The following is a 12,297-nucleotide window of genomic DNA, read 5'->3' as shown; positions in this document are numbered from 1 at the left end:
AGCGATCCCCGGCCGACCGGGGATCGCTCCCATCGCCACGCCCAAAGTGTAGTGACTTTGCTGGGTTTCGGAGGTTTGGCAGGATGTGCGCATGCCGCACCCGGATGCGCCCGCGCCGCAGCACTGCCCGACCGCGCGAGAGCTGGACGACCTCGAGCTCCTGACGACCGGGGCGGCCGCGCCGATCACCGGGTTCAACGCCGCCGGCAGCCCGATCACGCTGGACCTGCCCGAGGACCTGGCCGCCCAGGTGGCGCAGGGCGGACGGGTGGAGCTGGTCGACCCCGAGGGGCTGCCGCTGGCGACCGTCTCGGAGGCCGCCGACGGATGGGCCGTGGAGCCGCTGACGCACGCGGAGTTCGGGCCGTTCCGCGACCACTACCTCTCCCCCGCGACGACGCGGGAGCGTCACGCCGGGCGCACGTTCGTGGCGGTGACCGATGCGCTCACGGTCGCCGAGCACCGCGAGCTCGCCGACCTGGGGCCGGTCGTGGTGCTCGCCCTGGTCGGCCACGGCACGCCGGCCCTGTCGAAGGTCGGGCTGCTGCGCGCGACGCTGCGGGCGACGGCCGACCTGGACGCCGTGGTCGTGGCGGTGCCGCTGGCGGGCCACGGCGACGCGGAGGCCGACGCCGACCTGCAGCGGCAGGTCCTGGCCACCTACGCCGGCCCGGACCGCATCGCCGAACTCCGGCCCGGCGGCGACGTGGTCGACTCGGTCGCCGACATCGTCCGCGCCGAGCGCCCGCCGCGCGAGGAGCAGGGCTTGGTGCTGTTCTTCACCGGCCTGTCCGGCAGCGGCAAGTCGACGCTCGCCCAGGCCCTGATGGACCGGCTGCTCGAGCACGGTGGCCGCTCGCTGACCAGCCTCGACGGTGATGTCGTACGCCGCAACCTCTCTGCCGGGCTGACCTTCTCCAAGGCCGACCGGGAGACCAACATCCGCCGCATCGGGTGGGTCGCCGCCGAGATCGCCCGCCATGGCGGCGTCGCCGTGTGCAGCCCGATCGCGCCCTTCGACGAGACCCGCCAGCAGGTGCGGGAGTACGTCGCCGACGCGGGTGGCGCGTTCTTCCTCGTCCACGTGGCCACACCGCTGGAGGAGTGCGAGCGTCGCGACCGCAAGGGCCTCTACGCCAAGGCGCGGCGGGGTGAGATCCCGGAGTTCACCGGCATCTCCTCCCCGTACGAGGAGCCGCAGGACGCCGACGTCCGGGTCGACACCACCGGCCGCACCATCGAGGACGCGCTCGACGACGTGCTGGACGCGCTGCGGGAGGCGGGCTACCTGGACCTGGGGTCTCGACAGGCTCGACCAACGGAGGCCCCGGCCCGACCAACGGGCGTGACGGCGAGCGAGCCCGCGGGCGCGCACACCGCGCACACCGCGCACACCGCGCACACCGCGCACACCGCGAGCGGCCCGCTGCGGGTGCTCTACGTGTGCACCGCCAACATCTGCCGCTCGCCCTACCTGGAGCTGCGGTCGCGCCAGCTGCAGCAGGAGGACCCGGCGACCGCTGGTCGGGTGGTCTTCTCCAGCGCGGGCACGCACGGGTTCCGCGACCACGGCGTGGACGAGGAGATGGCCGAGCTGCTCGCCGAGCGCGGCGTGGACCCCGACGACCTCGCCGGGTTCACCAGTCGCCACATCACCCCGGAGATGGTGACCGAGGCCGACCTGGTGCTCACGGCGGAGGCCGAGCACCGCAATCTGCTACTGCGGGAGATGCCGGCGGCGTTCCGCAAGGTCTTCACCGTGGGCCAGTTCGCCGAGACCGCGGGCCGCATGGCCGACGACGTGATTGGCCACGACCTGATCGCGGCGGCCAACCACCGCCGCGCCGCGGCGCACGCCGCCACCGACATCGGCGACCCGTTCCGCCAGGGCCGTGAGGCCGCGGAGCGGTGCGCCACCCAGATCGACGACCTGCTGGCCGTCGTGCTCCCCCGCCTCGCACCCCAGGAGCGTTGATGGTCGAGATCTTCACCCTCACGGCGCTGGCCGTCGTGGTCGCCGGCTTCGTGGTCGGCATCGTCGTCGGCCTGACCGGCATGGGCGGCGGCGCGCTGATGACGCCGGCGCTGATCTTCCTCGGCGTGGGCGGCGGCCAGGCGGCCACCATCATCACCGCCGACCTGACCGCGGCGGCGGTCTACAAGACCGGCGGCGCGGCGGTGCACTGGCGCAACGGCTCACCGCACATGAAGCTCGCGCTGTGGCTGATCGTCGGGTCGGTGCCGATGGCCTTCCTCGGCCCCTACCTGGTCAAGCTGGTCTCGGCCGACCCCGACGACCTCGACCACATGCTCAAGGTGGCGATCGGCTTCGCGCTGCTCTTCGCAGCCGCCACCTACGCCTTCCGGCTCTACGTCAACCTGCGGCGCGTACGCCGCGGCGGCCACGAGGACGACCCGAACCCGACGGTGCGGATCGTCCCGACCCTGCTGGTCGGCGCCCTGGGCGGCCTGCTGGTGGGCATCACCAGCGTCGGCGCCGGCTCGGTGATCATGGTCTCGCTGCTGATGCTCTACCCCGGCCTGGCCGCGGTGAAGCTGGTCGGCACCGACCTGGTGCAGGCAGTGCCGCTGGTGCTGGCCGCCTCGATCGCCAACATCGCCATCCACGGCCTTGACTGGGAGATCGTCATCCCGCTGATCATCGGTTCGGTGCCGGGCACGATCCTGGGCAGCCGCATCGCGCCGCGGGTGCCGCAGTCGATCATCCGCCGCGGCATCGTGGTGGTGCTGACCATGTCGGGTGTCGCGCTGCTGGACAAGGCGGGCTGGGGTCCGCTCAGCTCCGAGGAGACCAACGTGTGGCTGATCACCGGCACGGGCATCGCGACGCTGGTGCTGGTGCCGCTGGTGTGGGGCGTGCTGCGCCGCACCGAGGGGCTGCCGATGATGGGCATCCCGACCGTCGCCGAGTTGGAGCGGATGCCGATGGACGCGCACTACAAGCAGCGGCTCGAGCAGCGCCTGGCCCGGCGTCGCGAGTCGGCCTCGGAGTCGCCGCCGGAGTGAGGCCGCCGGGGTGAGGGGCGGCCTCAGCCCTGGCAGAAGACCTGGGCCCAGGGGCCGGAGGCCTGCTGGCGGTCGACGACCCGACCGTTGACGGTGATGGTGCACTCGACCCGGCCGGACTCGGGGCCGGCGACCACGTTGACCTGGCCGAAGGCGGCGGGTTCGGTGACGGTGGCGGCGCCGCGCGTGGAGCGCACGTTGCGGCGTACCTCGCCGTGGTCGGTGCGCACGATGCGCCACACCACGCCGGCCATGGGGGCGTCGGAGCTGGTGGTGAGCACGTAGTCGCGGGTGGGCGCCTTGGCGCTGAAGCCGCCGGGCGGCTGGGCGGTGCCGAACTGGGCGTCCAGGGCCGGGTCGAAGGGGTCCTCCACGCCGGCGAGGTCGTCGGCGGCGTCGGCGCCCTCGGACTCGTCGAGCTCGAGCTCGGTGTTGCCGTCGGTGCCGGCGGAGTACGGCGTACGCCGCTCGAGCGCCTCGTCGTCGGCGCCATCGTTGCCCGAGCCCCACACCGCGAGGAGGGCGATGAGCACGACGACCAGCACCGCGACCACCACGAAGATGATCGTCGACCGGTCCTCTCGCCAGCTCAGCACCCGCGCACCTTATCCCGCGGCACGGGCGGTGGCGGGCGGTTCGCTCAGTCGCGGCCGTAGATGTCGCGGGTGTAGACCTTCTCGGCCACGTCGGCGAGGGCGTCGGTGCGGCGGTTGGCGATGATGACGTCGGAGCGGGACTTGAACTCGTCGAGGTCGTGGACGACCTCGGAGTTGAAGAAGGTGTCCTCGGCCAGCTCGGGCTCGTGGACGATGACGGTGACGCCCTTGGCCTTGATGCGCTTCATGACGCCCTGGATGGAGGACATCCGGAAGTTGTCGGAGCCGGACTTCATCACCAGCCGGTGGATGCCGACGACCTTTGGGTCGCGGGCGAGGATGTCGGCGGCGATGAAGTCCTTGCGGGTGGTGTTGGCGTCCACGATGGCGCCGATGAGGTTCTGCGGCACGTCGGCGTAGTTGGCGCGCAGCTGGCGGGTGTCCTTGGGCAGGCAGTAGCCGCCGTACCCGAAGGACGGGTTGTTGTAGTGGGTGCCGATCCGCGGGTCGAGGCCGACGCCCTCGATGATCTGCGCCGGGTCGAGGCCACGGCTGATCGCGTAGGTGTCGAGCTCGTTGAAGTAGGCCACCCGCAGCGCCAGGTAGGTGTTGGCGAAGAGCTTGATCGCCTCGGCCTCGGTGGCGCCGGTGAAGAGGACCGGCACGTCGTCCTCGAGCGCGCCCTGCAGCATCAGCTTGGCGAACTGGCGGCCGGGCTCGGTGTCGGAGCCGACGACGATGCGGCTGGGGTGGAGGTTGTCGCGCAACGCCCGTCCCTCGCGGAGGAACTCCGGGGAGAACACGATCGAGGCGCCGGGGTGCTCCTCGCGCAGCCGGTTGGTGAACCCGACCGGCACCGTGGACTTGATGACGACGGTGGCCCACGGCGTGGCGGCCAGCGCCTGCGCGGCGACCGCCTCGACGGTGCTGGTGTCGAAGCAGTTGGTGACGGGGTCGTAGTTGGTGGGGGTGGCGATGACCACGAAGGCGGCGTCGGCGTAGGCGAGGTCGGCGTCGAGCGTGGCGCGCAGGTCGAGGTCGGCGGTGGCGAGGTGGTCGCTGAGCTCGGCATCGACGATCGGCGACTCGCGGCGGTTGACGGCCGCGACGCGCTCGGGATCCACGTCCAGGGCCCAGACGTGGTTGTGCTGGGCGAGGACCACGGCGTTGGAGAGTCCGACGTAACCGGTGCCGACCACGACGATCTTCATGCTCAGCAGCGTGGGAGCCGCCGCTGAACGGTCCCGGACGTCGACATGACCGGTGGATGTCGATCAGCGGTACGACGCCCCCGCGGTGTCGGACTCCCACAGCGTCGCCAGCGGTAGCCCCCACAGGTCGGGGCGGTAGCGGTGGCCGACGGGGGCGGTGTTGAGGACGATGCCGCCGCGCATGCGCCAGCCGGCGCGGGCGGCGAGCGCGGTGAGGCCGCGGAACTGGTGCGGCCGCAGCGACTGGGCGGTGCGGACCTCGAGGCCCAGGACGGTGTCGTCGGGCAGCTCGATGACCAGGTCGACCTGGAGGCCGTTGCGCTCGCGGAGGTGGCCGAGGCGGTGCTCGACCGCGCTGTGGGGCTGCTGGCGCAACAGCTCGGCGTACGCCATGCCGCGCAGGTACGGCGCCAGCCGGCTCCGGGCGTCGACCTCGGTGAGGCAGGTCGGGTCGACGCCGGCCAGGTGGGAGGCGAGCGCCGGGTCGGCGAGGACGGCGCGGGGCCGGCCGATGGCGCGTTTGGTGACTGTCGCGCGCGAGCCGGGGAGGAGCAGGACGAGCCCGAGGTCGACGGCGGCCTCGACGTAGGGCGGCACGGTGGTGGCGGGGATGCCGGCGGTCGCGGCGACCTGGGCTTGGTTGAGCTCGGCGGCGGGGCGCTGGGCGATCGCGCGCAGCACGCGGCGCAGCCGGTCGGGGTCGAGGCGGCCGAGTTGCGCCTCCCCCAGGTGCCGGTCCAGGTCGGCGGCCGCGCGGTCGCCTCCGGTCAGCGGGGCGGCGTACGCCGTGAGGTCCCACGCGGAGTGCACCTCCCCCGGCGCGAAGGCCCGCGAACCGAGGCGAGCGACGAAGTCGGCGACCACCCGGCGAGGATAGGGCGACCAGGTCCGAACTCGTAGATTTGTCTACGCGCGGGGCGCAGATGCCCCATCGTGTGGGACGTCGTGGCACGATGGGCGCGCTTGTCCCGGAGACGCCTCACGAAAGGACCGCGCTGTTTCCGTCATGACGAAGACACACAGCGACTACCGGCTGAGCCAGCTGGACCAGTTGGAGGCCGAGTCGATCCACATCTTCCGTGAGGTCGCGGCCGAGTTCGAGAAGCCCGTGCTGATGTTCTCGGGCGGCAAGGACTCGATCGTGATGATGCGCTTGGCCGAGAAGGCCTTCTACCCGGCGCGCATCCCCTTCCCGGTGCTCCAGGTCGACACCGGCTACGACTTCCCCGAGGTGCTGGCCACCCGCGACAACTGGGTGGACCGCCTCGGCGTGCGCCTGATCGTCGCCTCGGTCGAGCAGGCCATCAAGGACGGCATCGTCGTCGACGACGGCAAGACGCCGCGCAACCGCCTCCAGATCGGCACGCTGCTGCACGTGCTGGAGGAGGAGGGCTTCACCGCCGCGTTCGGCGGTGGTCGCCGCGACGAGGAGAAGGCCCGCGCGAAGGAGCGGGTGTTCTCCCACCGCGACGAGTTCGGCCAGTGGGACCCGAAGAACCAGCGCCCCGAGCTGTGGAACCTCTACAACGGTCGGCTCCACGAGGGCGAGCACATGCGGATCTTCCCGATCTCGAACTGGACCGAGCTCGACATCTGGGACTACATCGGCCGCGAGGGGATCGAGATCCCCTCGATCTACTACTCCCACCAGCGCCGCGTCTTCGAGCGCGACGGGATGCTGCTCTCCGAGAGCGAGTACAACCCGTGCCGTGAGGGCGAGACCGTGCAGGAGCGCACGGTGCGCTTCCGCACCGTCGGCGACCTGACGCTGACCGGCTGCGTGGAGTCCGAGGCCGACACCATCGACAAGATCGTCGAGGAGGTCGCCGCCTCGCGCATCACCGAGCGCGGCGCGACCCGCGGCGATGACCGGTTCTCCGAGGCCGCCATGGAGGACCGCAAGAAGGAGGGCTACTTCTGATGAGCAACGAAACTGGGATGGACCTCCTGCGCTTCGCCACGGCGGGGTCGGTGGACGACGGCAAGTCGACCCTGATCGGCCGCCTGCTGATGGACTCGAAGTCGATCTTCGAGGACCAGATGGAGTCGGTGCAGAAGACGAGCCAGGACAAGGGCTACGACTACACCGACCTGGCACTGCTGACCGACGGCCTGCGTTCGGAGCGGGAGCAGGGCATCACCATCGATGTCGCCTACCGCTACTTCGCGACGCCGAACCGCAAGTTCATCATCGCCGACACCCCGGGCCACGTGCAGTACACCCGCAACATGGTCACCGGCGCCTCGACCGCCGACCTGGGCCTGGTGCTGGTGGACGCCCGCAACGGCCTGACCGAGCAGTCGCACCGTCACGCGGTGATCCTGTCGCTGCTGCGGGTGCCGCACCTGGTGCTGGCGGTGAACAAGATGGACCTCGTGGACTACTCCGAGGACGTCTACAACGAGATCCACCAGCAGTTCACCCAGTTCGCGACGAAGCTCAACATCCCGGACCTGACGGTGATCCCGATCTCTGCGCTCCAGGGCGACAACGTCGTGGACCGCTCGGAGAACATGGACTGGTACTCCGGCCCGACGCTGCTGCACCACCTCGAGCACGTCCACGTCGCCTCCGACCGCGACCTGATCGACGCCCGCCTGCCCGTGCAGTACGTCGTGCGCCCCAAGTCCGATGAGCACCACGACTACCGCGGGTACGCCGGCCAGATCGCCGGCGGGGTCATGAAGCCCGGCGACGAGGTGATCGTGCTGCCCTCGGGCATGACGAGCAAGATCCAGGCGATCGACCTCTTCGACAAGGAGATCGACGAGGCCTTCCCGCCGATGAGCGTCACGGTGCGCCTCGAGGACGACGTCGACGTCTCCCGCGGCGACATGATCGCCCGCGTCAACAACGCTCCCGAACCCAGCCAGGACATCGACGCGATGGTCTGCTGGATGGCCCCGGGCAAGCTGCAGCCGCGGCAGAAGCTCGCGATCAAGCACACCACCCGCACGGGTCGTGCCCTGGTCAAGGACATCCAGTACAAGATGGACATCAACACCTTGCACCGGGACCAGGACGCAGATGAGCTCGCGCTCAACGAGATCGGCCGCATCAAGCTCCGCACCACCGTTCCGCTGCTGTGCGACCCCTACTCGCGCAACCGCGACACCGGCTCCTTCATCCTCATCGACGAGGCCACTGGCGTCACCGTGGCGGCCGGCATGATCAACGACTGAGGCATCCTCAGCACCGCACTGAACGGGGCGTCGCCGGAGACCGGCGACGCCCCGTTCAGTGCGACCGACAGGAGCGTCGGCGCGAGTCATTGACCTCGCGCCCGGTACCCGGTCTCCACCCGCAATCGGTCGGATCGCCACCACTCGGCGTGGCACCGGTACCACTCGATCGTGCGTTCCAGGCCCACCGCGAGGTCGGCATGCTCGGGCGACCATCCCAGCTCGCCGCGGACCCTCGACGCGTCGATGGCATACCTCAGGTCGTGGCCCGGGCGATCGTCGACGAAGTCGATGTCGTCCTCGGATCGGCCCACGAGGCGCAGGAGCGTGCGGACCACGTCGCGGTTGCTTCGTTCGCAGTCCGCGCCGACGAGGTAGGTCTCGCCCGGCTGTCCTGCCTCCAGGATCCTCAGCAGCGCACTGACATGGTCCGCGACATGGATCCAGTCCCGGACGTTGTCCCCCGAGCCGAACACCCGGGGGCGCTCGCCCTCCAGAAGCGCAGTGATTTGTCGGGGGATGAACTTCTCCACGTGCTGCCACGGACCGTAGTTATTCGAGGAGTTGGAGATGGTGGCTGCGACCCCGAAGCTTCGTACCCATGCCCGCACCAGGTGGTCAGCACTGGCCTTCGAAGCGGAGTACGGGCTGCTCGGAGCGTACGGCGTGCTCTCGTCGAACCGGTCGGTGCTCTCGAGCGGGAGGTCGCCGTGCACCTCGTCGGTGGAGATGTGGTGCATCCGGACGTCGTGGCGTCGTACTGCCTCCAGCACCGTGAGGGTTCCGAGCACGTTGGTGTGCACGAAGCGAGTGGGATCACGCAGGGAGTTGTCATTGTGCGACTCCGCCGCCGCGTGCACGACCGTGTCGTGGCCAGCGACGAGGTGATTCACGAGCGCACCATCGGTCACGTCTCCCACGACGACCTCGACGCGGTCCGAGGGCATCCCGGCCAACGCCTCGGGGGAGGCCGCGTAGGTGATCCGGTCCAACACTGTGACAGTCAGATCGGTTTGCTCGAGCAGGTGGTGCACGAGGTTCACCCCGATGAAGCCGGCGCCGCCGGTCACCAAGATCTTGCGCACGCCAGGCATTCTAGGGCTGGTCACCCGGCGTCGCCCCCACGCGACGTCCGGGACGGGAATCGACCCGTGGCGCGGCCACCGGTCGCCCGTTTCGGGTACGTATCCCGCGTGACGACACCGCCGCCCGGTGCCGCGCCTACGCTCCCCACATGTCCGTTGATCTGGTGAGCGACGGCGGCATGCTCGACGAACCGGGGCGTCAGACCCACTCCGCGAGCTTCCTGCGGCGCCACCGGGCCCTGCTGATCCTCGTCGCGCTGCCCGTCGTCCTGGCCCTGGTCGTCGGTGGCTGGCTCTGGCGCATCAACGGCGACATCGCCGGCATCCAGCGTTTCGAGGCCCACCTCGATCGCCCGGACCGGCCGGAGTCGGTCGAGGTCAAGGACGGCTCCCCCATCAACGTCGTCATCGCCGGCGTCGACGACGGCAAGGGCACCGACCTCGAGGACGCGCTCGGCGCCGACACCTGGCCCGCCGGCGCGTTCCGCAGCGACACCATCATGGTCCTGCACCTCAATGCCAACCGCACCGAGGGACAGCTCGTCTCCATCCCGCGCGACTCCTACGTCGACGTGCCCGGCCACGGCACGGACAAGATCAACGCCTCCTTCTCCTACGGCGGCCCCGCCCTGCTCGCGCGCACCCTCGAGGACCTCACCGGCGTACGCATGGACCACTCGGTGGTGCTCGACTGGAACGGGTTCGACGGCATCACCGACGCCGTCGGGGGCGTCGACGTCGCCGACGAGGACGGCCAGGACATCCACCTCGAGGGCGAAGCTGCCCTCGAGTACGTGCGCGAACGCAAGAGCCTCCCCCGCGGCGACTTCGACCGCATCGAACGCCAGCAGAACTTCGTGCGGGCGATCTTCAAGAAGCTCTCCTCCGCCGGCGTGCTGCGCAACCCCCTCGAGATCACCAGCCTCGCGGGCACCCTCGACGAGTTCCTCGCCGTCGACAGCAGCCTCGACAACGGCCGCATCCGCTCCCTCGCCCTCCAGCACCGCGGCCTGCGACCCGGCGACCTGAGCTTCGTGACCGTCCCGACGCTCGGCACCGACACCGTCGACGGCGCCAGCATCGTGCGCCTCGACCGCCCGGCGACGCGGGACCTCTTCGACGCCGTCGCCCACGACGAGTACCTGGCCTGGCAGGAGGCCAACGACGCGGTCGACGAACTGCCCGAGGAGCAGGACGTCGACTGACCGACCGCCTCAGCGGTGGCGGAAGTGCAGCCCGACCTCGGGGTCGACCACGACCTCCTGCGCCGCGGGCAGGTCGTCGACCATCAGTGCGGCGTCGGTCGGCACGTTGCGCTTGAGGATCGCCAGCGCGATCGGGCCGAGCTCGTGGTGACGCGCCGAGGAGCCGACCACGCCGACCTGCTTCGGTGGGCGCTTGGTGGCCGTGGAGGTTTCCGAGGTCTCGACAGGCTCGACCACCGAAGACGGCTCGACCACCGGGGACGACGGCTCGGCCTCCGAGGACGGGGCGGGGGCGTCGTCGGCCTTGTAGATCGGGGTGCCGGGCGCCGGGAGCCGGTTCTCGGAGCCGTCCAGGTGGAGCATCGCCAGGCGGCGGGGCGGCTTTCCGAGGTTGTGGACCCGCGCCACCGTCTCCTGGCCGCGGTAGCAGCCCTTGTCCAGGTGGACGTGGCTGTGCAGCCAGCCGACCTCGTTGGGGATCGTCCGGTCGTCGGTGTCCACGCCGAACCGTGGCTCACCCCGCTCGATGCGCAGGGCGTCATACGCCCACAGGCCCGCCGCCGGACCGGCGGCCGCGGCGTACTGCTCGAGCTGGTCCCGCGGCACCAGGTCGAACCTCGCCGGCCGCGACGAGTCGGGCGTCTCGGGGCGCCAGGCGACCGCCACCTCGTCGGTCACGTCGGCGATCTCGACACGGGTCATGAACTTCATCGACTCCAGGAAGTCGATCAGCGCCGCAGCGCGCCCCGGCTCGGTGTGGGCGGTGAAGGACTCGCCGTCGTCCACACCGGTGAACGCGTGCTCCACCTTGCCCTGCGGGCTCAGGATCAGCGCATCGGTCCACTGCGCCTCGGGCAGCCCCTCGAAGGACTGCGTCGTCAGCGAGTGCAGCCAGGTGAGCCGGTCCGGTCCGCTGATGCGCACCACGTCGCGGTGCGAGAGGTCCACGAAGCCGTCGCCGGCAGCGAGCGTCGTCTGCTCGCCGTAGAGCGATCCGTAGTGGGCGGCCACCGGGGCGTCGATCCCCTCGCTGGCCACCGCGCCGGGCAGGCCCAGCAGCGGGCTCGCGGCAGTCATGATGTCTCCTCACAATCGTGGCAGCGCCCGAAGACGGTCAGGTGACCCACGTCGGGCGTGAAGGCGTGCTGTCGGGACAACGCCGAGAGGAAGGCGTTTGCTTCCTCCGCCGGCACCGAGACCACCTTGCGGCAGGACCGGCACACCAGGTGGAAGTGCTCCTCACCCCGCGTCGAGTGGTACGTCGGCGCCCGGTCGCTCAGGTGCGCGTGCCGCACCAGCCCCAGCTCCTCCAGGACCTCCAGCGTCCGGTAGACCGTGGAGGAGTTCACCGTCGAGGCGTGCTGTTGCACGTGCGCCAGCACCTCGTCCGGCGTCGCGTGACCCAGCTCGTCGACCGCGCCGAGGATCAGCTCACGCTGCGGCGTGAGCCGGTAGCCCTTGGCGCGGAGCGCCTCGCGCCAGTCAGCCACGCTTGAGCCTCGCCCACAGGTGGGGTTGCAGCTCCTGTCCCATCGCCGCCATGTCGTAGGCGTAGAGCAGGTCGCCCTCCACGTTGCCGTAGAGACGCTTGCCGCCGGCGTACTCCTTGGCGCTCTCGGTGCGCGCCACAGCGTCGGTCACCAGCTCCACCTTGCCGTCCGCGGCATCGCCGTACCAGATCTCCACGAAGCCGGTCATGTGCGTCAACGTCATCTCGACCTTGCCACCGGGGCGGCAGCGCAGGAACCCGGTCTCCTGGGCGGCGTCACGCACCTTCTCGCCGTTCTCGTCCACGATCCACGACCGCGCCATGTAGTGGAAGAACGGACGGCCGTCCTGCTGGAAGATCAGCTCCTGGCCGTACTCGAACTTGTCGATCGTCGGGTAGTCACCGTGACCGTTGCCGCGCCAGGTGCCCAGCATCCACGCGATCGGTCCGCAGTCTGCGTGCAGGTTCTCAGGGATGTGAAACGCCACGAGCGACAAGTCT

The 12,297-nt window shown here is 70.4% G+C and carries 12 protein-coding genes; 5 read left to right on the top strand and 7 right to left on the bottom strand.

Going from position 1 to position 12,297, the window contains the following annotated elements; all coding sequences use genetic code 11:
• The first annotated feature begins 91 nt into the window (after window positions 1-91).
• Both cysC and KUV85_RS16845 read left to right on the top strand, forming a co-directional pair.
• A complete protein-coding gene (cysC, locus tag KUV85_RS16850) occupies window positions 92-1,975 on the top strand; it encodes an adenylyl-sulfate kinase (RefSeq protein ID WP_219961042.1) in 1,884 nt (627 codons plus the stop codon).
• Entirely contained in the window at window positions 1,975-3,027 is a 1,053-nt protein-coding gene (locus tag KUV85_RS16845; RefSeq protein ID WP_219961041.1) for a sulfite exporter TauE/SafE family protein, read from the top strand. Before cysC ends, KUV85_RS16845 begins: the two co-directional genes overlap by 1 nt.
• Before the next feature lie 23 nt (window positions 3,028-3,050).
• Here KUV85_RS16845 and KUV85_RS16840 read toward each other — a convergent pair whose 3' ends face one another.
• The 3 genes from KUV85_RS16840 to KUV85_RS16830 all read right to left on the bottom strand — a co-directional run bounded on the left by KUV85_RS16840 (window position 3,051) and on the right by KUV85_RS16830 (window position 5,698).
• Window positions 3,051-3,623: a hypothetical protein gene (locus KUV85_RS16840; RefSeq protein ID WP_219961040.1), complete on the bottom strand. Its 573-nt coding sequence runs from the start codon at window positions 3,621-3,623 to the stop codon at window positions 3,051-3,053.
• Between the two features lie 44 nt (window positions 3,624-3,667).
• Complete coding sequence (locus KUV85_RS16835) at window positions 3,668-4,834, bottom strand: nucleotide sugar dehydrogenase (RefSeq protein ID WP_219961039.1); 1,167 nt, start codon at window positions 4,832-4,834, stop codon at window positions 3,668-3,670.
• 63 nt (window positions 4,835-4,897) lie between these two features.
• Complete coding sequence (locus KUV85_RS16830; RefSeq protein WP_219961038.1) at window positions 4,898-5,698, bottom strand: DUF4143 domain-containing protein; 801 nt, start codon at window positions 5,696-5,698, stop codon at window positions 4,898-4,900.
• A gap of 142 nt (window positions 5,699-5,840) precedes the next feature.
• Between KUV85_RS16830 and cysD the strand changes: the two genes are divergently transcribed.
• Both cysD and KUV85_RS16820 read left to right on the top strand, forming a co-directional pair.
• Complete coding sequence (cysD, locus tag KUV85_RS16825) at window positions 5,841-6,755, top strand: sulfate adenylyltransferase subunit CysD (RefSeq protein ID WP_219961037.1); 915 nt, start codon at window positions 5,841-5,843, stop codon at window positions 6,753-6,755.
• Complete coding sequence (locus KUV85_RS16820) at window positions 6,755-8,017, top strand: sulfate adenylyltransferase subunit 1 (RefSeq protein WP_219961036.1); 1,263 nt, start codon at window positions 6,755-6,757, stop codon at window positions 8,015-8,017. Before cysD ends, KUV85_RS16820 begins: the two co-directional genes overlap by 1 nt.
• Window positions 8,018-8,103: 86 nt before the next feature.
• On the opposite strand, the gene rfbB is transcribed toward KUV85_RS16820, so the two are convergent.
• Window positions 8,104-9,102 (bottom strand): dTDP-glucose 4,6-dehydratase, encoded by a 999-nt coding sequence (gene rfbB, locus KUV85_RS16815; RefSeq protein ID WP_219961035.1) that lies wholly within the window; start codon window positions 9,100-9,102, stop codon window positions 8,104-8,106.
• A 149-nt stretch (window positions 9,103-9,251) separates the two neighbouring features.
• Here rfbB and KUV85_RS16810 point away from each other — a divergent pair, with 149 nt between their 5' ends.
• Window positions 9,252-10,307 carry an LCP family protein gene (locus tag KUV85_RS16810; RefSeq protein ID WP_219961034.1) on the top strand — a complete coding sequence of 352 codons (1,056 nt, stop codon included), beginning with the start codon at window positions 9,252-9,254 and terminating at the stop codon, window positions 10,305-10,307.
• Window positions 10,308-10,316: 9 nt separating this feature from the next.
• Here the strand turns inward: KUV85_RS16810 and KUV85_RS16805 are convergent, their stop codons facing one another.
• Genes KUV85_RS16805 through KUV85_RS16795 form a run of 3 tightly spaced genes read right to left on the bottom strand, consistent with a single transcriptional unit; the run spans window position 10,317 to window position 12,284 of the window.
• Window positions 10,317-11,384: a YgfZ/GcvT domain-containing protein gene (locus KUV85_RS16805; RefSeq protein WP_219961033.1), complete on the bottom strand. Its 1,068-nt coding sequence runs from the start codon at window positions 11,382-11,384 to the stop codon at window positions 10,317-10,319.
• The gene (locus tag KUV85_RS16800) at window positions 11,381-11,797 is read right to left on the bottom strand and encodes a Fur family transcriptional regulator (protein ID WP_219961032.1); all 417 of its coding nucleotides are present in this window, start codon (window positions 11,795-11,797) and stop codon (window positions 11,381-11,383) included. The genes KUV85_RS16805 and KUV85_RS16800 overlap by 4 nt, the downstream gene beginning before the upstream one ends.
• A complete protein-coding gene (locus KUV85_RS16795) occupies window positions 11,790-12,284 on the bottom strand; it encodes an FABP family protein (protein ID WP_219961031.1) in 495 nt (164 codons plus the stop codon). Before KUV85_RS16795 ends, KUV85_RS16800 begins: the two co-directional genes overlap by 8 nt.
• Window positions 12,285-12,297: the final 13 nt, after the last annotated feature.

The organism is Nocardioides panacisoli (genome assembly GCF_019448235.1).
Lineage (GTDB): Bacteria > Actinomycetota > Actinomycetes > Propionibacteriales > Nocardioidaceae > Nocardioides > Nocardioides panacisoli_A.
This window is presented reverse-complemented; position numbering and strand designations above follow the sequence as displayed.